Annotated in this window: 19 protein-coding genes and 1 tRNA gene; 10 read left to right on the forward strand and 10 right to left on the reverse strand. The window is 45.3% G+C overall.

The window, feature by feature from the left end; translation table 11 throughout:
• Positions 1 to 208: 208 nt before the first annotated feature.
• Together QUB16_RS27895 and QUB16_RS27900 are read right to left on the reverse strand one after the other, a co-directional pair.
• On the reverse strand, positions 209 to 1,033 hold the full coding sequence (locus QUB16_RS27895; RefSeq protein ID WP_333321203.1) for a sulfurtransferase: 825 nt from the start codon (positions 1,031 to 1,033) through the stop codon (positions 209 to 211).
• A 26-nt stretch (positions 1,034 to 1,059) separates the two neighbouring features.
• Positions 1,060 to 2,013, reverse strand: coding sequence for a hypothetical protein (locus tag QUB16_RS27900; protein ID WP_333321205.1), 954 nt, complete (start codon positions 2,011 to 2,013; stop codon positions 1,060 to 1,062).
• A 480-nt stretch (positions 2,014 to 2,493) separates the two neighbouring features.
• Between QUB16_RS27900 and glmU the strand changes: the two genes are divergently transcribed.
• Positions 2,494 to 3,882: a bifunctional UDP-N-acetylglucosamine diphosphorylase/glucosamine-1-phosphate N-acetyltransferase GlmU gene (glmU, locus tag QUB16_RS27905; RefSeq protein WP_333321207.1), complete on the forward strand. Its 1,389-nt coding sequence runs from the start codon at positions 2,494 to 2,496 to the stop codon at positions 3,880 to 3,882.
• A gap of 285 nt (positions 3,883 to 4,167) precedes the next feature.
• On the opposite strand, the gene QUB16_RS27910 is transcribed toward glmU, so the two are convergent.
• From QUB16_RS27910 to QUB16_RS27920, 3 genes are all read right to left on the reverse strand, one after another.
• Complete coding sequence (locus QUB16_RS27910; protein WP_333321209.1) at positions 4,168 to 4,920, reverse strand: hypothetical protein; 753 nt, start codon at positions 4,918 to 4,920, stop codon at positions 4,168 to 4,170.
• 814 nt (positions 4,921 to 5,734) lie between these two features.
• Positions 5,735 to 6,223: a hypothetical protein gene (locus QUB16_RS27915; protein ID WP_333321211.1), complete on the reverse strand. Its 489-nt coding sequence runs from the start codon at positions 6,221 to 6,223 to the stop codon at positions 5,735 to 5,737.
• Positions 6,224 to 6,400: 177 nt separating this feature from the next.
• Positions 6,401 to 7,039, reverse strand: a complete 639-nt coding sequence (locus QUB16_RS27920; RefSeq protein WP_333321213.1) for a tetratricopeptide repeat protein — start codon at positions 7,037 to 7,039, stop codon at positions 6,401 to 6,403.
• Between the two features lie 133 nt (positions 7,040 to 7,172).
• Here QUB16_RS27920 and QUB16_RS27925 point away from each other — a divergent pair, with 133 nt between their 5' ends.
• Positions 7,173 to 8,477, forward strand: a complete 1,305-nt coding sequence (locus tag QUB16_RS27925; RefSeq protein ID WP_333321215.1) for a WD40 repeat domain-containing protein — start codon at positions 7,173 to 7,175, stop codon at positions 8,475 to 8,477.
• A 393-nt stretch (positions 8,478 to 8,870) separates the two neighbouring features.
• Here the strand turns inward: QUB16_RS27925 and QUB16_RS27930 are convergent.
• Positions 8,871 to 8,943 (reverse strand) — tRNA-Ile (locus QUB16_RS27930).
• 186 nt (positions 8,944 to 9,129) lie between these two features.
• On the opposite strand from QUB16_RS27930, the gene QUB16_RS27935 reads away from it, so the two are divergent.
• Entirely contained in the window at positions 9,130 to 9,819 is a 690-nt protein-coding gene (locus QUB16_RS27935; RefSeq protein WP_333321217.1) for a hypothetical protein, read from the forward strand.
• A 488-nt stretch (positions 9,820 to 10,307) separates the two neighbouring features.
• Positions 10,308 to 11,738, forward strand: a complete 1,431-nt coding sequence (locus QUB16_RS27940; protein WP_333321237.1) for a hemolysin family protein — start codon at positions 10,308 to 10,310, stop codon at positions 11,736 to 11,738.
• A 7-nt stretch (positions 11,739 to 11,745) separates the two neighbouring features.
• On the opposite strand, the gene QUB16_RS27945 is transcribed toward QUB16_RS27940, so the two are convergent.
• Positions 11,746 to 12,360 carry a hypothetical protein gene (locus QUB16_RS27945; RefSeq protein WP_333321219.1) on the reverse strand — a complete coding sequence of 205 codons (615 nt, stop codon included), beginning with the start codon at positions 12,358 to 12,360 and terminating at the stop codon, positions 11,746 to 11,748.
• 164 nt (positions 12,361 to 12,524) lie between these two features.
• Here QUB16_RS27945 and QUB16_RS27950 point away from each other — a divergent pair, with 164 nt between their 5' ends.
• Both QUB16_RS27950 and QUB16_RS27955 read left to right on the forward strand, forming a co-directional pair.
• Positions 12,525 to 12,854: a hypothetical protein gene (locus QUB16_RS27950; RefSeq protein ID WP_333321221.1), complete on the forward strand. Its 330-nt coding sequence runs from the start codon at positions 12,525 to 12,527 to the stop codon at positions 12,852 to 12,854.
• A gap of 89 nt (positions 12,855 to 12,943) precedes the next feature.
• The gene (locus tag QUB16_RS27955; RefSeq protein ID WP_150111713.1) at positions 12,944 to 13,273 is read left to right on the forward strand and encodes a tetratricopeptide repeat protein; all 330 of its coding nucleotides are present in this window, start codon (positions 12,944 to 12,946) and stop codon (positions 13,271 to 13,273) included.
• Positions 13,274 to 13,520: 247 nt separating this feature from the next.
• Here QUB16_RS27955 and queC read toward each other — a convergent pair whose 3' ends face one another.
• A complete protein-coding gene (gene queC / locus QUB16_RS27960) occupies positions 13,521 to 14,195 on the reverse strand; it encodes a 7-cyano-7-deazaguanine synthase QueC (protein WP_333321224.1) in 675 nt (224 codons plus the stop codon).
• 75 nt (positions 14,196 to 14,270) lie between these two features.
• On the opposite strand from queC, the gene QUB16_RS27965 reads away from it, so the two are divergent.
• Entirely contained in the window at positions 14,271 to 14,495 is a 225-nt protein-coding gene (locus tag QUB16_RS27965) for a hypothetical protein (RefSeq protein ID WP_333321225.1), read from the forward strand.
• Positions 14,496 to 14,556: 61 nt separating this feature from the next.
• Here QUB16_RS27965 and QUB16_RS27970 read toward each other — a convergent pair whose 3' ends face one another.
• The gene (locus QUB16_RS27970) at positions 14,557 to 15,897 is read right to left on the reverse strand and encodes a cytosine deaminase (protein ID WP_333321227.1); all 1,341 of its coding nucleotides are present in this window, start codon (positions 15,895 to 15,897) and stop codon (positions 14,557 to 14,559) included.
• A gap of 412 nt (positions 15,898 to 16,309) precedes the next feature.
• On the opposite strand from QUB16_RS27970, the gene QUB16_RS27975 reads away from it, so the two are divergent.
• From QUB16_RS27975 to QUB16_RS27985, 3 genes are all read left to right on the forward strand, one after another.
• Positions 16,310 to 17,557, forward strand: a complete 1,248-nt coding sequence (locus QUB16_RS27975; protein ID WP_333321229.1) for a GTP cyclohydrolase II — start codon at positions 16,310 to 16,312, stop codon at positions 17,555 to 17,557.
• A gap of 89 nt (positions 17,558 to 17,646) precedes the next feature.
• Complete coding sequence (locus tag QUB16_RS27980; protein ID WP_333321231.1) at positions 17,647 to 18,729, forward strand: adenylate/guanylate cyclase domain-containing protein; 1,083 nt, start codon at positions 17,647 to 17,649, stop codon at positions 18,727 to 18,729.
• On the forward strand, positions 18,726 to 19,973 hold the full coding sequence (locus QUB16_RS27985) for a URC4/urg3 family protein (protein WP_333321233.1): 1,248 nt from the start codon (positions 18,726 to 18,728) through the stop codon (positions 19,971 to 19,973). The genes QUB16_RS27980 and QUB16_RS27985 overlap by 4 nt, the downstream gene beginning before the upstream one ends.
• 797 nt (positions 19,974 to 20,770) lie before the next feature.
• Here the strand turns inward: QUB16_RS27985 and QUB16_RS27990 are convergent.
• Positions 20,771 to 21,343, reverse strand: a complete 573-nt coding sequence (locus QUB16_RS27990; RefSeq protein ID WP_333321235.1) for a DUF4360 domain-containing protein — start codon at positions 21,341 to 21,343, stop codon at positions 20,771 to 20,773.
• Positions 21,344 to 21,815 lie beyond the last annotated feature (472 nt).

Below are 21,815 nucleotides of genomic sequence, written 5' to 3' on the forward strand. Positions count from 1 at the left end.
CGTCCTTTTTGGACGGGCGGGACGCCCATCCCACAATAACAATTAAAATTGTAAGTTATTTAATTCGCGATCCTTAGTCCTCATAGCGAGGAATTTCGCTTTGATATCATTTCCGGTTACACCGGCATGATGTTGACGGTTGACGCCGTGAACAGTGAACAGTCAACAGTCAACAGTCAACAGTCAACAATTATCTCGCTCCTGCACCCTACAACTGATAAGAACACCAGTCACTCCAGCTACCGACATAAAGTTTAGCATCGGGAATTCCGGCGATTTCTAAAGACAGTAAATTAACGCAAGCCGTCACCCCAGAACCGCAATAAACGATGATTTCTTCCGCTTTTTCTAATTCCGTCCACCGGTGTTTTTGTTCGGATGTCGATCGCACTTTTCCAGTTTCATCCGTCACCCCTTGCCAAGGATAGTTAACCGCACCCGGAATGTGACCTGCAATGGGGTCGATCGGCTCCCGCAAACCTTCATATCTCTCGCTTTCTCGCGAATCAACCAAAACCTTTCCCGGCAAGTCTTTACGCTCTTTTACCGCCTCAATATCTACCGCCAAATCCGGCTGCAAGTGAGCAACAAATTTACCCTCGCGGGGGTCTGGCAAAGTATTTGTTACCGGATAGCCCGCCGCTTTCCAGCCGCTGAAACCGCCGTCTAACAAAGCGACTTTGCTGTGTCCCATATATCGCAGCAGCCACCACAAACGAGCGGCAAAAGCCAGCCGCGAATCGTCATAGGCGACGACTAAAGTTTCTGGTGAATTAATGCCGATCGCGCTCAATTTCTCAGCTAATTCTTCAATATTTGGCAGCGGATGTCTACCGCCGTGTTTGCCCACTGAACTCGCGAGATCGCGGTTTAAATCTAAATAGAAAGCTCCGGGAATGTGACTTTCTTGATATTGTTTTTGTCCCAATTCAGGGTCGGCAAGAGAAAAACGACAGTCAATGATTACAACTTGCGGATTGTCGGTATTGGTGGCCAACCATTCAGGAGAAACGATTAAAGTGTTGTCAGTCATAATTCTTCACATCAATATTTTAACATTTATCGGGAAGGAGCTTTTTTCTCTGGTTCGGCTTTCTCGGTACGAGATTTTTTAGGAGTTGCTTTTTCCGAAGTTTCTTTGGGCGAATTTAATTTTTTAGGAGTTGCTTTTTCCGAAGGTGATTTTTCGGCGGGCGCGGGAGTTGGAGTTGGCTGAGGGGGAGTTACTGCTGCTTCTTGAGCGTAAAGCAGATATTTCTGATACTCGATTACTTTTGATTGAGCGAGTTGATAGTTGGGGCTAGACACTGGTACTCTTCTCATTAATGAGACCGCTTCTTGCCAGCGATCGATAACTGTCGTCCAATCTTGCTTGGTTTTTGCCGATCGCCCTAACTCTGCTGCTGTGAGTGCGCTGTTAACGGCTTCTCGAAAAGTATCTGGTGCAGTTGCTAAATCTGCTGTTTCATCAGGATTATTCCCCGCAGTTGCTGCTGGCTGGTTCAAAATTTTACCGACAAACGCCACCACGGCGATCGCCAACATACCCGTTACTAGCCCGACTACAATGAAAGTCGATCGCAGCCGGTTCTCAAATGCAGCAAGTTCCGGCGGTTTTTCCTCCTCAAAATAGCTCTCCATCTCTGTGCGATCGTCCATATTAGCAACAGCAGTATTTGGCACAGATTCTCCTGCAAAGCTCTGTTGTTCAAAATTGCTGTTCTCCAAACTAAACTCTTGACTCCAAGCAGCACCAATCTGACCGCTTTCTCGGCCCTCAACCTTCACTTTGCGAATCGAATCCGGCTGCAAATTCGTCAGCTCGGTGCGAACAAAATCAACTAATGTATCTTCTTTCGGTACCTGCTCGGCCTCAAGAATTACATCCAAACAATCGCCGTCGAGATTTGCCGAGGCTGTGATGCCTTCAGATTGCAACTGGCTGTTTAGCCAAGATGCGATAGCCTGCGGATTTCCCTGCTTGGCAAGTTCCTGAAAATTAAGCTCTGTCATAGCTGGACACCTGATAATGCAGAAGGTAGAAGGCAGAAGGAATGAAAAAGTCAGAAATAGTTTTTTTTAAAGTTGAAAACACCCTAACTGAAATTCAACAAATAGTATAATGTATCGTGGCAAATCCCAGCCCAAATACGCAAATTCTCACTCTCGCTCCCCCTCCTAGCCTTTGGGAAAAGACTCGCATTCCTTACCCCCAAACGAACTCAGGTTTGTAGTGAGGAATGCAAGTCGTCTTGCTCAGCGGCCAAATACTGCTGCTGCAACGAGGTTTTTGATACCGGGCGCGCCAGTCCAGATATTGCCAGCATCGCCCCTAAAACCAGCATCCGCCTGGAAAAATCCTCGATCGCGCGGATGCGAGATGGGAAATTTTAGATGAAAAATTTGTGCGATCGCAGTGCCATCGGCGGACAGCGAGTGATATCATCAGTTAGTCAATATTCAAGTTTTTATAGCAAATAACTCGATCGCACAATGGTAGCAATAGCAATTTTAGCTGCAGGACGCGGCACGCGCATGAAATCTGACTTGCCTAAAGTTCTACACGAATTGGGCGGTCGATCGCTAGTTGAGCGAGTCCTCCAAAGTTGTCAAGAAATTCAAATTACCAGGCGAGTTGTCATCGTCGGTTATCGAGGCGAACTCGTTAAAGAATCCCTGATTCGAGGCCAAGAAATATCAGGGAAAAATCCTCAATCCCCTCCCCTAGAATTTGTCGAACAAACCGAACAATTGGGAACAGGTCATGCCATCCAACAATTGCTGCCTCACTTAGAGGGATTTCAAGGAGACTTGCTGGTCTTAAATGGGGATGTACCTTTGCTGAGGGCAGAAACTATCAAACAATTGATGGCCATTCACAAACAGCACCAAAACTCTGCTACTTTATTAACAGCTAATTTGCCGAATCCCCAAGGGTACGGTCGAGTATTTACCGACAGTCAAAACTTAGTCCAGCAAATTGTCGAAGACCGCGACTGCACACAAGCTCAAAAGCAAAATCATCGAATTAATGCAGGTGTTTACTGCTTTCACTGGCCGGATTTAGAGAAAATTTTGCCAGAATTGAAGGCAGACAATGACCAAAAAGAATATTACCTAACTGATACGGTAAATTTCCTCAGTCCGGTGATGGCGGTGGATGTGGAAGATTATCAAGAAATATTGGGAATTAACGATCGCAAACATTTAGCCACAGCTTGCGATATTTTGCAAACGCGGATAAAGGACAAATGGATGACGGCGGGAGTGACGCTGCTCGATCCCAACAGCATCACCATTGACGATACCGTAGAGTTGCAGCCGGATGTGGTAATTGAACCGCAAACTCACTTGCGGGGAAATACTTCGATCGCCTCTGGGAGTCGCATCGGCCCCGGCAGTTTGATCGAAAACAGTCAGATTGGGGAAAATGTGACTGTGCTTTATTCGGTGGTTGCTGACAGTATGGTTGCTGAAAATTCGCGAGTTGGCCCTTACGCACACTTGCGGGGACACGCAGAAATTGGGGCTAACTGTCGCGTCGGCAATTTTGTAGAATTGAAAAATACTCAAATAGGCGATCGAACTAATGTTGCTCACTTGTCTTATTTAGGCGACGCGACTTTGGGAGAAAAAGTCAACATCGGTGCTGGGACAATTACGGCGAATTATGACGGAAAAAACAAGCACAAAACTCAAATAGGCGATCGGAGTAAAACTGGTTCTAACAGCGTGCTGGTTGCACCGATAACTTTGGGGGAAGATGTTACTGTAGCGGCGGGTTCTGTGGTGACAGAAGATGTGCCGAATGATTGTTTAGTAATTGCCCGTTCGCGGCAAGTTGTCAAACCAGGTTGGAAGTTGAAAGAACCTAAAAAGTGAACGATTGTTCACTTTTTAGATGATGAGTTTCCACCCGATCGCGAGTTTCGCAGTGGATACCAAAGAAACCGGGTTTTTATACGGGTTTTTATAACGGAAGCGATCGCACTCTAGAAGATAGTGAAAAACCCGGTTTCTCAGTTTTGCATTTACAGTGCGAGCGTCCCCGCTCGCGTATTGTACAATACGCGAGCGGGGACGCTCGCACTACAATAAAAAAATGCTTTTTACAAAACTGAGATGCTCCCGTCCGCAACCTTGAGAAATCGGGTCGATCGCGATCGGCTATTTTTGGTGATTTTGCTGGTGCAGATAGTTGTTAATCGCTTTGGCGATTTTTGCTTGCTGGTATGGGTTCATGGTGCGGGGTAAGGAGATGCGAGAGCCTCCACAAGCTAACAGCCTGACTTCGTACCAAATGTCATGATCCCGATCTTTTGTGCGATCGACTTCCACGCCATAAATATCGCACAGAGAGTATTCCATTACTTTACCTGCCAACAAACCCCGCTGTTTAACAGTCAAGGTGTTTAAAGTTTCATCGAAGCTGTAGATTTCATTATTTCTCAAGACGATCGCTGCGATTCCTGCGAGCACAAATATGGCTCCTGTCCATCCCAACCAGTGATCCTCTTGGCTTAAGCGCAGCAATCCATTTTTTGCATTTTTAACAAAATAATTGATGTCAGAAGCCACAGCGTCTTGGGTTCCCCAATTAGTGGAGTTAGCAGTGAAAGGAACAGTGCCCACAGAAGTCAAAAGTACAACTCTGGTTTTATAGCCGCATCTTTCAACTTTAGCTCCCTGCAAAGAAGCCAGCTCAATTTCTTTGATGTTCGACCCCAGTAAATTCGATCGCACAATCTGGCAGTTTCCTTGTTTTGCCTTCAATCGCTGGCAGCTCAGGGTTGCTGCATGATAGTCAAAAGTCAGCGATATCAGTCCAACTGCCATGAATAAACAACTAGGGAGCCAAAAATCAAATATGCTTTGAGTCTGAATTATTAATTCACTGGCTGTTTGCTTGATTATTTTCATTTATCTCACCCTTTTATTCCAAAATTGAGGCTACACATCGACTTCCTGACCCCGATCAGCCAAATTGTTAACTTATATATTATTTGAAGTCGTCCTTTGCCATGACCCCTTTTATTTTGCTAATAGATTAGCACTAAAATGTCTGACCGACAACAAAGCTCGCGAGTTTACCTGCGGATGGGTTTAAGATAGCTTGCCGTGATTTAAAGTAGATGAATCTTAAAAATATATTAATTATGTTATGGGAATGAGACCTTAGCTTCGCGAGCCGCAGGAAAGTAATCACTCTGGTGAGAACAGGTTTACATTTTGTTACATTATCACGTTTATTTGCGCCTACTTAATTATCAAGGTCGCGAGTTTATCGGCGGGCGGGTTTAAGATAGTTTTCCGTGATTTAAAATAGATAAATCTTAAAAATATATTAATTATGTTATGGGAATGAGACGTTAGCTTCGCGAGCCGTAGGAAAGTAATCACCAAGGTGAAAACAGGTTTACATTTTGTTACATTGTCATCTTTATTTGCGCCTACTTAATTATCGTTAAGCTAATCAGCATTTAAATTGCATGGTCAAATAAACTTTCACTCTTGTGAGGAGTAGGGGTTAGGCCCGAAAGCCCGCCCTCAAGACAAAATTTAAATGCACAACAGCTTAGGAATGAGAATTAAATAACTTCCACAAGATTGTGGGATGGGCGTCCCGCGTCCTTTTTGGACGGGCGGGACGCCCATCCCACAATAACAATTAAAATTGTAAGTTATTTAATTCGCGATCCTTAGTTATGGATTTGGGCGATTGCCTACGCGATAGCTAGGGTTCACCGATTTGTAGGGCAAATACATTGCTAAGCGTGCGATTATCGTTAATCGAGATATAGCTGCGAATCAAGTCAGCCATTTTGTATTGTTCTGTTAGTGAATAGCTTCTTAAACAGATGATATCGCCCCCGAACATCCACAAATCAACATAATAGCTACGATTTCCCTCGCTATCTCCTATTTCCTCTAATTCCACCGCAGAAATCTCGCGAGTTGAGCATTCGGTAACATCATGAAGCCACACACCCCGTCGTTTAATGGTCATTTTGCTAAAAGTTTTATCAAAAATGTATGTTTCATCTATCGCCCCGTCCAACACAGACAGCGAAAACAACAGAAATATGCCTCCACCTATCCAATTTGATGCCAAAATAATCTGCAATAGTCCAATGACGATGAAGGGAGAAATTAATAGCAAACCATCCCAGGCGCTCGAAGATTGAATTGTTAGTTTAGTCGGTGTTTGCTTGAGAATTTTCATTAATGTAGTTGTTGAGTTTAAAAACAATGCGAATTACTTATATAGCAATCCTTGCAGGAGTCGTAAATTTTTAACCCCACCCCAACCCTCCCCTTATCAAGGGGAGGGAGTAAGAATTTTACAAATGACTTAGGATGGCTATATATCCGCTGTAGGCAATTTTTAATGCACGGATTATTATTTAACACTGCTTTGGACGATCGCACTTTTGGTGTTGTCAACAGCCTTGACAGCATAAGCGTCGCCCGGACGTAGCTGTAAAGCTCTGTTAAAATTGATTAAAGCGGTTTGATAGTCTCCCTGCCCGTAGTAGATATAGCCGAGTTTCATCGATTGTTTGAAGTCAGAATTTTGAGCAGCAACACGAGCAGAATTAGGCTCAGTTACAGGTGCAGCATAAGTAGGAGATGGCTCGGCAGCAGGAACTGACTCGAAAGCAGGAGATAACTCTTGATAGGGTGATGGAGAAGTGTTGAAACCAGAAGGAAAAGAAGAGGGCGATTGCTCGTTATACCCCTGCTCTACATTAGATCCAGAGTCAGAGACTTTTACAAAATTTTTGCCATAAAATACTGAAGTAGTAATGCCTCCCAATACAAACATTAGCAATCCAGCACATTGAATTAAAAAGGTTTTTCTGATTTTTTTATTGCTCCAATTTTTGATATAAAAAACCAATGATGCCAATGGGACAAGCAAGTAAAGCACTCCCCAAATAGTTTCCTCTCCAAAAGCTTGAACTAATCCCCAAAAATAGCCAACAAGACTTAAAACTAAACCTAGGATGAAAAATAAGGCGATCGCAATTCCAGGCATTTTCTATTTCTCCGATTGATGTATAGTTATTTTGCCAACTGTAAAGGAGAGGATTTTCTACCTGCAACTCATTCCCCTGTTTGCTGTGTTAAAAATAGATTAGCGGTGACAACAGTTCGATCGCGCACAGCCAATGTTAGGATTTTGGTTAGGAATTAGACTAGGAACTCGATCGCGACTGCCGCAAATGATACCCTCTACCCTCGATCGACCCGAAGAACCATTTGCACGCGCCAGCAACGGCTGGGACATCCAAAAGCTTTACACCGACTTGGCAAATGCCAAACAACAATTCGCCCCCCACACCAGAAGAGGGCTGACACCTGTAGAAAAGCGGCACCTCTGCGGCTTGCTGTGCGGCTACAGCCCAGCCGAAATTGCGGTTTTTCTCAACAAACAAATCAAAGGTGTAGAAGTTGATTTGTCAAAAACTTTGTACCGATACATAGAATTATTGACAAATCGGCCCCGAAATGCTCTCAAAAATTGGAGAGATGCGATCGACTGGCTGGAAATAGCCGGATATAAAACGCAGCCAAAAACCTCAACCGGCGCCATCTTAAAAGCCACTCTTCACCATTCAGACAGGATTTTGTCTGCCGCTATCAGTCCCGACGGACTATTCCTCGCAACGGGTTCTGAGGATAGTACAGTTAAAATTTGGAGTTTGCACAGCGGGGAACTGCGGCAGACAATTTTCGGACATTCAACAGCCGTGTTGCTAGTGGCTTTCAGCCCCGCCAGCAAAACGCTGCTGACACGATCGCGCGCGGGCACAGTCAAACTCTGGAACCTGCAAAACGGCGAACTGCTGAAGCGTTTGGCAGAGGTACACCGCCACGAATCCGTCGCCGTAAGCCCCGACTGGCAAATTTTGGCGATCGGCACCACCCGCGGCACAATCAAGCTTCAGCACCTCAACAGCGGCCAACTGCTGCAAGTTTTAGAAGGCTATCAAGGGGATGACATAAGTGCGATCGCCCTGAGTCCCAACGGCAAAATGCTAGTAGCCAGCGGCCTCAATGCAGCCAGCGGTTTCTGTCGCGCCACAGTCACTTTGTGGGAATTGCCCGGAGGCGAAGTGAGGCGAACATTTGGCAGCGAAAATTATGTAGCGATTTCTTCCGATAGCCAAATTCTTGTCAGTCACGGCGGCCAAAATATTAAACTGTGGAATTTGCAAACAGGCGACTTATTGCATTCGCTGCAAACAGGAATTCGCATCACTTCCGCCACCGCAATTAGCCCAGATGGGAAATACTTTGCAGTGGGGTGTTTTGACGGTACTGTTAGACTTTGGAATCTTCGCGGCGAATTGCTGCACACTTTAGATGGACATTCTAGCCCTGTTTCTGCGGTGGCGATCGGGCTTTTGGGCGAAACTCTCGTCAGCGGCGGCGAGAATGGTACTGTTAAACTTTGGCAACTGCGGGTTTAAGAATATCGATTCTGGTTGCACCAGAATGCTTGTTGACTGTTGACTGTTGACTGTTGACTGATGACTGATGACTGATGACTGTTGACTAATGACTAATGACTAATGACTGATGACTAATGACTAATGACTAATGACTAATGACTGATGACTAATGACTGTCGGATTTGATATAAAACTAACGCCGATCGAGATACCCGACTTTTTGAACAAGTCGGGTATCCTGAGATGTTGCACCATTCTCAATAAGCTTTTTATGAACAGGCAAGATGCCTGTTCCACAAGAAAATTCACTCTTTGTGGAACAGGCATCTTGCCTGTTCTTGAGAATGGTGCAACATCTCAGTAGGAAAAAACCAGGTTTTTCGCGCGGGGAGCGTCCTATGTTGTTAAAAATCGGCAGTGCAGGAGTTGAACCTGCCTGGGGCGAATTATGAGTTCGCTGCCTAAACCGCTCGGCCAACTGCCGTTAAATCGATTTCTTCGACCTAACTCAAAATGAAGTATAACATAATTTCTCAGTCCGTGCTAGAACTAGAGAACAAAAATCAAAATCTTTAGATCTGCTGAGTCCCCGATCGCCCTTTCCGCCAATGTGCTGGAGCCGATCGACCGGACAAAGCAGTTTCTAGGACTCGGCATAAACTTATAGGCAATGGCAGTGAATTCGACGGTAGTGCTGACTCTAATTCTGCTCACTCTGATGTTTGGAGCAGGCGTGACGAGTTCTGTTTGGGGATTTACTATAGGTCGCGAAGCCTTGCAAGGAACGACTCAACCCGATGTTCGTCCCAGCAACAATGCTGGCAGCGGCAAGCCTGGAACGACCGCTAGCAAAGACCAAGTGAGCATTTTGAAAGAAAAAGACATTCTCACAACCGTCAAAGCACGGGTAGAAGGTCGCGATCCCGAAAAAACGGCCGGGGCAAATAATAAAACAGAGAAGGCAAGCTCTAAACCAGCCGCGGCCAAAAAACCGGCTGCACAAAATGCCAGCGCCAAGTTTCCCCTGAACAGTCGCGACGGGGGAATAACCCTGGAAGTGAGCGCGGCCAGTCAGCGCAACAATTCCATGCTGCTAGACGTGAGCATGAAAAATGAAGGCTCCCAAGCTGTGAGGTTTCTCTACAGTTTCTTGAACGTCACTGACGATCGTGGCCGGGCCCTGAGCGCGACAGCCGAGGATTTGCCCTCGGAACTCCCCCCCAACGGGCAGGTGTTTTACGGTACGGTGAGTATTCCCACAGCTTTGCTGGAAAATGCTAAGGAAGTTTCACTGACGCTGACAGATTATCCAGGTCAAAAACTTCAGTTGCAAATATCTGGCATTCCAGTGGCGAAGTAAAATAAAAGAAGACCAAACCTGCAGACGGATTCTCAGGTTCGATCGATAAAGTTTTTTTAGGGAGTTGAGCTTGCATAGCCAAAAAGTTCACTAAACTTAGTCGTACTTAACTTGACTGATTAACATTCTGGGCGCTATGATTACACCAATGCCTAAAAAAGGCTTAATTATGTGGGAGAGTAAACCACAGTTTTGTCAAAACTGACCAGCCTGTTACAAGGTCGAACGGGAGTCCGCGTTTCGTTAAATTGGTTGAAAATAGTGGATGACTCATAGCTAAAAGCTTCAACTACAATTAGGGTGGGCTACACCCGAATTAACGCCTGTGGACAAGAAGGAGCCGACTCCCTTGGGTGAAGCAGGAAGCAGACCCTTCAGGAGCAATCTTGATTGAATGGTGAGACTTAAATAAGTTTAGCCAAGTTTTGTGTAGCAGCATTGTGTCACTTTTAGGGGCGAGAGTGCAGGAGATATCTGATTTACCCGCCATGAGTTTGACAGAGGTGCTGTCGCGGTTGCTGTCAGTGCTGTTGCTGATTGCGATTAATGCTTTTTTTGTGGCGGCTGAGTTTTCGATGGTGACGGTACGCCGATCGCGCATCAATCAGTTAGTGGAAGCTGGCGACGTTGCAGCTTTAACTGTGCAATCTTTGCAGCAAAGTATTGAGCGATTGCTCTCAACAATGCAGTTGGGAATCACTCTTTCTAGTTTAGCTCTCGGCTGGATTGGGGAAAGTACGATCGCCGTGCTAGTCCGAATGTCGATCGGCTATTTGCCACTGCCAATTTACATCAAGTCGGCGATCGCCCATTCTTTTAGCATATCAATAGTAACTTTTTTCCTGCTAGCTTACCTGCAAATCGTACTGGGCGAACTCTTTCCCAAATCTGTAGCGTTACTGTATTCCGAACAGCTAGCCAGAACTTTAGGGCCTCCGAGTTTATTGATTGCCCGTTTGTTCAATCCCTTTGTGTCGTTTCTCAATCAATCTACTCGATCGCTTTTGCGGTTTGCGGGCATCGAATACGATCTAAGGCATCGGCCGGTTACTCCCGAAGAACTGCAATTGATTATAGCTACTTCCAGCGAATCCAGCGGCTTGGAAGCAGAAAAGCGAGAATTGCTCAACAACGTCTTTGAATTTGGCGAAGTTTGGGTAGAAGAAGTAATGGTGCCGAGGCCTAGCATTGTCGCACTTCCCAAGACAGCCACCTTTCAAACTTTGCTCGACGAAATGGCGATTTCTAACCATTCTCGCTATCCCGTGACGGGAGATTCTTTAGACGACATTATCGGCATTATTGGCTTCAAACAACTTGCGAAACCCCTAGCTGAAGGTTTGCTATCTCCCGACACGCCAATTGTACCTTGGATGCGTTCGGTGAGGTTTGTGCCGGAGATGATGCTGCTGGGGGAACTGCTGCCTTTGATGCAGAGTTCGTCGGAAGAAATTGCGATCGTAGTCGATGAATTTGGCGGCATTTCCGGGTTAGTGACACTGCGCGATTTGATAGCCGAAATTATCGGCCGCAGCTACGAGTCACCCGACAGCAAAGAAATTGCTTTGCAAGTATTGGACGATCGCACTTATTTAGTGCAAGCGCAGTTAAATTTAGATGATGTGAATCAAATATTGAATTTGGATTTGCCAGTAACTGACGAATATCAGACAATCGGAGGTTTTCTGAGTTATCAGTTGCAAAGAATGCCGGCTGTGGGGGAAGTTTGGCGGGGCGAAAATGTGGAACTTACGGTTGTTTCTGTCTCCGGGCCGCGGTTGGATCAACTTCAAATTCACTTGTTGGAAGGGGCTGCGGGCGATCGAACTTTAGATGGAATTGCAGCAGCGGATGAGGAAGTTGTGGGGAAAGGGCGAAAGAATAGCGGGGTGAGTAGTGTGGCAAAATTTTCTAGTTGAGCATATTTTAGCGAATACCTAGATAATCTACTCGCTCGAAGTCGCTGCGTACTAAATCATCTAACGTCGGGCCTTTGGGGCGTAAATTCAACCGATTGCCAACCTTCACATTTTCGTAATATGCGTAGGGAATATAGATATCTTGCTCCTGCATAAAAGCGAAAGTAAAGTTGAAGGCATCGTCAATGTCCTCAGCTTTAACCTCACGAAAGTCAGAGAGGAATAGGAGATCCATTTCTGCTTCAAAGTACAGCATCTCTGCAAATGCACCTCCGTCGTAGCAGTTATAACCAATATAGCCGCAAGTGTCGCTACCTGTGTAGTAGATGGCGCGAGTGGATGGGAAGCTGGAAAGGGTGAGAGCATCTCCTACTCCAAATACAAGGGAACCGGGCTTATGATTCAGTTGCTCAACGATCGTCCAAGGGTGTCCTCGGAACTGAAAAACAATATAGCTTTCGGCGGTAATTTCGATTTCGCGATCGTATATATCCCGTTCCCAAACATCCGCACGTCTCGCTCTACTAAGCTTTTGCGCTACTGATTCAATAGAAGCCCGAACGAGAAGTAGATTTTGGTTTCTGTCAATTGTTTCAATACCTCGGCGCTCTTCAATAGACATATCTTTTAACTTGGGAAAAACAATCAATAATTAGTCTACCTCTTTTTCAGACTGTAGCGAATGCCCAGGAAGAACCAGGGTGCTTTATACTTGATTCATCAGGTAAAGTCAATAGACTCGATCCTTTATGCAAGCGCGATGAACAGCAGAAATTAAGGAATGCGATGAAAGCTCAAGAACTTTATCAACAAGGATTCGACCTCGGTCGCAGAGAACTGTATAAGGAAGCTGCTGAAGCTTTTACTCAAGCAATTAATCTCAATCCTGACTTTGTAGAAGCTTATATTATCCGTGCTCGTATTCGATCTGTAATTGGAGAAAAACAGGGTGCAGTAGAAGATTTTCAGAAAGCGATAGATATCTACAGGGCTAGAGGACAATCGCAAATAGCTGATATGCTTTTAGTTCCCTTGAATTCACTGCAAAATGAAATTAATGATGGACAGGAAGACCAGGGTCAACCGGAAGTTGAGGATGAGCCGGAAGGTAAATAAGCAGCCTGCTGATTCAAAATTCATCAGGTCAAGTAAATAGACTCGATCCTTTATGCAAGCGCGATGAACAGCAGAAATTAAAAAACATTATGAAAGCTCAAGAACTTTATCAACAAGGATTAGACCTCGCTCGCAAAGGACAATATAAAGAATCAGTTGAACTTTTAACTCAAGCAATTAATCTCAATCCTAGCTTTCCCGAAGCGCATATGGTTCGCGCTGATGCTCAAACTTTATTAGAAAACCTACAGGGTGCAGTAGAAGATGTTCAGAAAGCGATAGATATCTACAGGGCTAGAGGACAATCGCAAATAGCTGATATGCTTTTAGTCCCGTTGAATTCGCTGCAAAATGAAATTAAGTTTAACCAGGAAGACCAGGGTCAACCGGAAGTTGAGGATGAGCCGGAAGGTAAATAAGCACTCGGATGATTCAAAACTAACTAAGAATCAATTTTAAAAATTTTAGTCATGCAGGACTTACCCATCAAAACCCAAGAAACCGGGTTTTTGGCAGTTTCTGCCATCTGTAACATATTCTTGCGAAAAAACCCGGTTTCTGACCACCCGCTGCGATACTGAGAAACCGGGTTTTTTACCGTTTCGGCGGGCGAAGCGAAGAGACTCGAAAAAACCCGGTTTCTGGGCCGTCGTGCGTAAGTCATATTTAAGCATAAGGCACCGGATCTTTTAATCCCAATTCCTCAAAAGCAGCCAGCCGCAGCCGACAAGAATCGCAAACGCCGCACGCATTTTCGCCGCCTGCATAGCAAGACCAAGTTTGCTCCCAAGGAACTCCCAACTTATTGCCTAATTGAATAATTTCTGTTTTTTTAAGTTCGATCAAAGGTGTGACAATCTTAATAGAATTTCCTTCTCTACCCTGCTTTGTTCCTAACCGAAATACTTCCTGCATCGCTTGGATGTAATCGAGGCGGCAGTCTGGATAGCCGGAATAATCTAAAGCGTTGACACCGATGTAAATTCGCTGAGCTTCTAGAGTTTCTGCGTAGGCGAGGGCAAAGCTGAGAAATATCGTATTTCTAGCTGGAACGTAGGTAATTGGGATGTTTTGGGACATTTCTGCAAGATTGCGATCGATCGGCAATTCCATCTCATTATCCGTCAAAGCGGAACCGCCCCACCATGTTAAGTCAAAGTTTACTATCTGATGTGCCTTAACCGCTGCCGAAAGTGCGATCGCCCTTGCTGATTCCAACTCCCGCCGATGTCTTTGCTTGTAGTCAAAGGAAATAGCGTAACACTCGCAGCCGTCGGCTTTGGCTTGATACAAAACAGTTGAGGAATCCAGCCCTCCCGACAATAAAATAACTGCTTTCACTTAAAACATCCTCAATCAAATTAGCTTTTATATTTATATCAAATTAGTGGCAATTTGACAAGATAGCAAGGCTAAATGCTTGTTGAAACCTACATATTACACCATTGTCAAGAACGGGCAAGATGCCCGTTCCACAAAACTCAATTAACTGGTTCCCAGCCTCTGCGTCAAGAACGGGCAAGATGCCCGTTCCACAAAACTCAATTAACTGGTTCCCAGCCTCTGCGTCAAGAACGGGCAAGATGCCCGTTCCACAAAACTCAATTAACTGGTTCCCAGCCTCTGCCTAGTAACGAGTAGAAAGAAAATTCATCTTTTGTGGAACAGGCATCTTGCCTGTTCTTGAGATTGATGCAGGATGTCAGATTTCAGTTGCTAATAAATCATCGAGTTCGCGGTAATCGGGCAAAGTTGTATCAATTTTAAGGCCCTGCCGCAAAACAGTGCGATCGCCCTGCGCTCTAGATAACAATTCGCTGAAATTCCGCGCCTTAAATAAAATCAAATCTGCTGGTAAACCAACTGCAATTCGTCCTAAATTCGGCAATCCCATTAAATCTGCAGGAGTCTTCGTCACTGCACAGGGCCAGTCTCCATAGGGCCTATCTAAATGAGCGATACGGACTGCCATATTAAAAACTTCCAAAACATCATGATCGCCAAATCCGTAAAACGGATCGCGACAATTGTCGCTAGCAACTGCAACGGGAATTCCTGCTGCTTTGAGTTCGTGCAGCAGTGTCACTCCCCGCCAGCGCGGTGTATGCTGAGATTCTCGGTCTTGCAGGTAAAGGTTGCACATCGGCAAGCTGACAATGCCGATATTTGCTTGCTTGACTAATTCCAGAGTTTCTGTTACTAAATCTGACGGTTGTCGGGCTAAACTACAGCAGTGTCCGCAGATTATTTGACCCCCAAATTCATGGCGGATGGCGGTTTTTGCGACTTCCCGCAATGTTACTGAATCTGGATCGTCGTTTTCGTCGGTGTGGAAGTCGAGGTTTAAATTTCGTTCTTTGGCTAAGGCAAAAACTCGATCGAGTTGTTTGTCTAAGTCGGGATTCATATAGGCGAAGCCGCCGAGAATGCCGCCGATTTGGGCTATGCGATCGGCTAATTTTTCGCCGGCGGGTGTCAGGAAATAGTCGAGGGAAACCAGGGAAACTGCTTGCAATATCAGCCGATCGCCCCAATCGGCTTGCAGCGCTTCAAATACTTCTAAACTAACGGTTCCCTGTTCGCCCGCGCTGTCAATGTGAGTGCGGATAGCCTTGGTTCCGTGGGCATAGCTGCACTTGAGTCCGAACTCCATTCGCCGGTAAACATCCTCTGCATTCCAGTTTTTTTGGGCATCAGCGCCTACCGCTTCGATCGCGCTGACAAAAGTTCCATCGGGATTGGGCGATCGTTCCCAAATGTGGCCTTTGTCTAAATGGGTGTGCATATCCACAAAACAAGGCCAAACTAAGCCGCCCTGCAAATCTATAACTGGGATATCTCCAGAGGAGGAGACCGGTTTTGTACCTGCTGGAGTAATTTGGGCGATCGCCCCTGCTGCAATTTCCAAATCCACCAAACAAAAATTGTTCTCACTCCCCGTTGTCGCCACAGTAGAAGCTGAGGGCGCGATCGATTTCATCTCTAGAAGAGACGCGGGTACGCGACCATTTTTGAGCAAATAATTAGATGTACTTGGCAACATTAATTTTGTGAGTTAGTATTTTCTTGATAATTACCGCCTACCAGTTGTAACTATAACAACCATTGCAGGAATTGTGAACATCTCTTTTCCCCTCTTTCTCTCTTTTCTAGATTCTCTGCGCCCTCTGCGCCCTCTGCGGTTAGTTTAAAAAATATCATGCACAAAGAAAATATAACTGCTAGAGAAACTTGGATTAAATAGGTAGTTTTGCTGTTGGGACTCCACCCCTAATCACTGAAGCACAGATGCAAAGTTTTTATATTTTGAGGACAGCGCGAAAATCAGCGTCACGAGTTGGGCTATGCCGGATACTTCCAGAGCCTGAATCCTTTTGCTATCATAAATCACTGCTTCAAATTGCAATTTCACTTTCAACCAACAGCAGCATCCATAGCAAGAGCCAAAAACAACTGTGTCAAAACCAAAGCATATAGTTTTAACATCCCATCCCGACAGAGCCGGCACAAAACCTCATCCCATTTACTGGGGAGAAATCGATCCGCTGAAACGGGGGCCTGTGATTGGTAGCCTGACCAAATCGTCTCACCGGAATGCGATCGGCACTCATTCGGGTTCCTACTCTGTTTATCGCGCCCTAGCAGTTGCTTCCGGCGCACTCCAAGCAGACCACCGCCCGGATTTTACCAACACCTCTCCGGCCGCACACATCGGGCCGCACCCGAGTTGGGGCGATCGCAATTTGATTGTTTCTCTCGATCCGTTTGGAGGTCTCGTCAGCGAAATTTATACTTCATTTTTACAGCAGGGATACGATATTCGACCGACAATTGCTGTCACTAAAGCTCACATTAATATGCCAGAATTGCAAGATGCAATCGCTAAGGGGCGGGTGCAAATTGATGGCAAAATAGTCAAAGCAGGCGGCAATTTAGCAGTAACTAAAATTGCGATCGATCCGGTGTGGTATTTGCCGGGAATTGCTCGGCGGATCGGCGCCCAAGAAAGCGTTCTCCGCCGTGTCCTGTTCGAGCAAACAGGCGGAATGTTCTCGGATTTAGTGACGCGGCCGGACTTGCACGTTTTCTTGCCGCCAATTGGCGGAACAACGGTTTATATTATTGGCGATGTCGCGAATATTTCTGACCCGGATAAGCAGTTGGCGGTACGGGTACACGATGAATGCAACGGTTCTGATGTCTTCAGTTCAGATATCTGCACTTGTCGCCCTTATTTGGTACACGGGATTGAAATTTGCATCCAAACGGCCCAATCAGGCGGTTCTGGCGTAATAGTTTACTTCCGCAAGGAAGGGAGAGCTTTGGGAGAAGTGACTAAGTTTTTGGTGTACAATGCCAGAAAACGGCAGGAAGGGGGCGATCGCGCTGATGCCTATTTTACGCGCACTGAATGCGTGGCGGGAGTTCAAGATATGCGGTTTCAAGAACTAATGCCAGACGTGCTGCACTGGTTGGGGATCTCTCGCATTGACAGTTTAGTTTCTATGAGCGATATGAAATACAATGCGATTATCAATTCTGGCATTCAGGTGGTCGATCGCATCCCCATTCCTGAAGATTGGATTCCCGCAGATGCACAAGTCGAAATCGTCGCCAAAAAAGCCGCCGGCTACTACACGCCTGACCCTGTGCCAGATGCTACAATTCTTGCAGAAGCGATCGGACGCGATTTAGGAGATTAAGAGGGCAAAGACGCGACCGATGGGACGCGAACAATCGCGTCTTTGCTAAATGAAATTTATTGCTGGTTTTTGATCAGTCAGGGTAGGTTATGGCTAATTTGCGTTCTAGTGTGATCGTAAAAACAGATATTTGTGGATATACCGCCAGAGTTAAAAAATTATCTCAGTCGGACTTAAGTAGTTTGTTAAACGAGCATAAAACTTTTGTTTCAGATATTAGCGCCAGAAATGAAGGCAGCGTGATTAAAGGGGAAGGAGATTCATTTTGGATAATTTTTCCCAGCGTCACAGCAGCGGCCGTAGCAGCCATAGAAATGCAGCAAGAATTGAGATCGCAACAATCTAGCAAGGCGAACGACGAACGAATTGCTATTCGCGTGTCGATTACATTAGGAGATGTCTTGCATCAAGATAAAGATATCTTTGGCGATACGGTGAATTTAACAGCGCGCATAGAATCAGTAACCCCGCCGGATGAAATATATTTGTCCCAAGCAGCATGGCTGGCGCTCAACAAAGCAGAAGTGCAAACATCTTTTGTCAACGAGTTTTCTTTGAAAGGGATGAGCGAACCTGAAAAAGTATACAAAGTTGACCAAAGTTATAAAACGCGAATCATCAAAAATCAAGCAATAATTAAAGCGGATTTGAGAGGTTTTATAGCTTATCAAGAATCTAATTCTATCAAAGAGGTGGAATATTTGCTCACCAACTTTGAGACTTTTGAAAAAACCATTTGCGAAGAATACGGCGGCACAATTCGGAGTATTGTTGGGGATTCGCATTTGTTGACTTTCCAGGAAGCTCACTCAGCCTTAGCTGCAATGGAAAGTTTGTGCGAGAATTGGAAACTTTTTATTAACGCCAATCAAATACCTTGTGGCTTGTCGGTGGGAGTGGCTAAGGGAAATTTATATATATTTAGGTCTTGCACTTACGGAAAAGATATTCACATAGCCGACAGGCTGGAAGATTTAAGTAAAATAGTGTCTCCGGAAAAAGAAAAAAACTCTGTGATAGTTTCCGATCAAATAAAACGCGAAGTCAGCGGCTCGAAGTGGGAATATAAGCTGATCAAACTAGATAAAAATGTGATTTTAGATAATCTTTTAGATTACAGTCAGTTTGACTTTTTTCAAGAAAACGATGTTTACCGGTGTTTGGTGGTATGAAGTTGCACAATATTGAACTTGAGACTGTAGAATATCTGAGAACGCCGGCTGCTATTCGTCAAAAGTGCGATCGGCTTTTTGATTTAGCCCGCCTAGACAAACTTCGCTACTTCCGCGTCGATTTATCCCAACTCGACAAAGCAGCAAATTATGTAATTGACACAACGTGCCAACAATATCCCGATTTTAACATTCCCTTTCACAGTCGCTGGCGACATTTTGAAGCCGGCAACCTGTCGCGAATCGCTGAATTGAATGCAGATTTAGCACAATTTTCACTCATAGAGCAAGCTAAAATCAAATTTGATTTAGCAATTATCAGCGTTTTGCTCGATGCCGGTGCTGGTGCAGATTGGCAGTATTGCGAACCAGAAACCGGGCAGGTTTACCGCCGTTCTGAAGGGTTAGCCATAGCCAGCTTGCGGATGTTTTGTCAAGGTGTTTTTTCCAGCAATCCCGATTTTCCTTGGCAAGCTGATTCTCAGGGACTTTCTCAATTAAAACTAGAAACCTTAGCTGCTGGATTTCAGGTAAGTCTAGACAATCCCCTAGTTGGTTTAACAGGCAGATTAGAATTATTGCAGCGTTTGGGAAATGCGATTTGCCAGCATCCATTATTATTTGGCAGCGAAAACCCGCGTCCCGGCAATTTGGCAAAATACTTGCTCGACAGTCGGGTTTCGGGAGTCAACACTGTGAATGCTTCTGAAGTATTGAGCGCTGTTTTGACAGGTTTTGGGGAAATTTGGCCGGGAAGATATGCAATTGGTGGTGTTAATTTAGGCGATGTTTGGCGGCATCCGGCTTTAACAGGAGAAAATCTGGGAGATGAATTCGTGCCGTTTCACAAACTATCGCAGTGGTTGACTTATTCGCTGTTGGAACCGCTGCAAGAACTTGGTTTAGAAGTCGCGGGATTGGATGAGTTAACGGGATTGCCGGAGTACCGCAACGGCGGTTTGTGTTTGGATATTGGGCTGCTGCGGGCAAAAGATTCGGCTATTTTTGAACACAGTTACTTGCCGGATTCGGAAGTTATAGTAGAATGGCGATCGCTGACTGTGAATCTTTTAGATAAAATTGCCGCAGCTATTCGAGAAAAGCTGCATTTGAGTGCGGAACAATTGCCGCTGGTGAAGATTTTGCAAGGAGGAACTTGGGCGGCGGGGCGGAAAATTGCGGGCGAATTGAGGCCTGGTGGAGTGCCGCCAATTCAGATTGAAAGTGACGGCACTGTGTTTTAGAGGGAACAGGGAAGTTCGGCAACGGATTCTGTAACGGATGTAACGGATGTAACGGATTTAACTCATATGTTGCACCATTCTCAATTAGCCTTTTATGAACAGGCAAGATGCCTGTTCCACAAAATATAAATTTTCTTGTGGAACAGGCATCTTGCCTGTTGCTGACAAGGGTGCAAGATATCAGATTTGACACTCCCCAGCAGTCAAGGCGAGGGGATTCTTGGTTCTGCGACCTACCTTAAAACTATCTATCCTTGCGGCAGTGTTTAAACCAGGTATCCGTTCAAAAGAACCAAATATCGAGCTTAATTTAGATAGCCTCGCGAGGGTTTGTCTCCCCAAGCTTTCGAGAATTGCTTCTCTTGTTTCTGTGTGCCCCACAGTACATTTTAAAAATAAAAAGTTTAGTCTCTGATTTTGGCTTACATTAGTTAGCCCAGCTATGTTTTTCGTGGTTTTCGCCACCCACTAACCATTATTGTTTTCCGACCTGTCGTTTGAGCGTGGTGTCTCATGTGTATCGGCGGTTATTCTACCTGTAGTATAGTTATTATACTCTACAATGAACACAATGCAAGAAAGTTCAAGAAAACAATTAACAAAAGTTGATAATTAATTAAAGCCGTCCTAGAAGGACGGGGCTTTAGACCCAATTTCTTGGTAACGGATGTCAGGAAGTTGAAAAAGGGAAGAGGGAAGAAGCAAGAAGGAAGAGGGAAAATTATTCCCTCTTCCAACTTAAAATTCAAAATTCAAACCTGAAAACTCTACCTCACACTACACTCCCAACAAGCTGCTTAGCGGCAAGTGCGATATTTGACGTGATAAACTAAACCGCGATGAGCCAAATCGAAAGAATCAACGGTGGCCATGCCGGCACCGCGGGCGGTCATCGCAGCATTTACTCTCATATTTACACTGTCGCCGCAGCGAGACCAAACATTAGCTACAGTGGCTAAGCTATCTCGAACATTGTAGTTAGTTTCGCCGCTGAAATTCCGATTAAAAACTGGGCCGCGCGCTCCAGCGAAAAAGTATTCTGCTCGCAGGTTGCCTGTGGTTCTAGGAGCAACGTAGCCGCGATAATCAGCATCGTAGATAGAAATTTGGTAGCCTTGGGGTACTTTGATGGGAATGCTCAGGTTGCAGCTTTTCCGGCTTTCTGTTGAGACATTTCCCTGGGCTGCAAACTTATCAAATAGGATGGTCAGTTCTTGACCGTCGGGGCTGACGCTGACGCTGGCGGAGCGATCGGGGCAACCGCTACCGCCGTAGCTTGCACCTAAAATTTGAACGGCAGGATTAGCCAAGGCGGGACTGATAGAAGCAGTCATTAATGCCGTAGCTAGCAATAGTTTTACAAACTTCATGGAGGTTATTCTTAATAAGTTCAGTTGTGTGTTAGGAGCACCCTAAAAAAAGGGAACTGAATTTAGATAATGTGTTTTAAACTTGGATATTGCCGCCTTCATGTTGAAACATGAAAAGCAAGTCAAGCCAAGCTTATGACCTCATGAGCAGTTCCTAGTCAGGTTTTTTCGATTAGTGAATTAACCGAACAAACAGGTTTTATGTTGATACTTCTTAAGATTCATATCGGTTGGTAAAAGTTCCGGAAGATTTCGGTGCGAAACTCCGGATCTGTGTTATTGGGCTGGGATGGAGCGCGAGAGAGCGAAACCAGTGGGGAGGCTTTTGGGCCCGGATCTGCGATCTTAGGAAGAGGAAACGAGAGAATGACATATTTGTGTATTTTCAAACCTCGCATACTTAGGAATGAGAATTAAATAACTTCCACAAGTTTGTGGGATGGGCGTCCCGCCCGTCCAAAAAGGACGGGCG

Origin of the sequence: Microcoleus sp. D3_18a_C4 (assembly GCF_036702415.1) — a bacterium.
In the GTDB taxonomy this organism is placed as follows: domain Bacteria; phylum Cyanobacteriota; class Cyanobacteriia; order Cyanobacteriales; family Microcoleaceae; genus Microcoleus.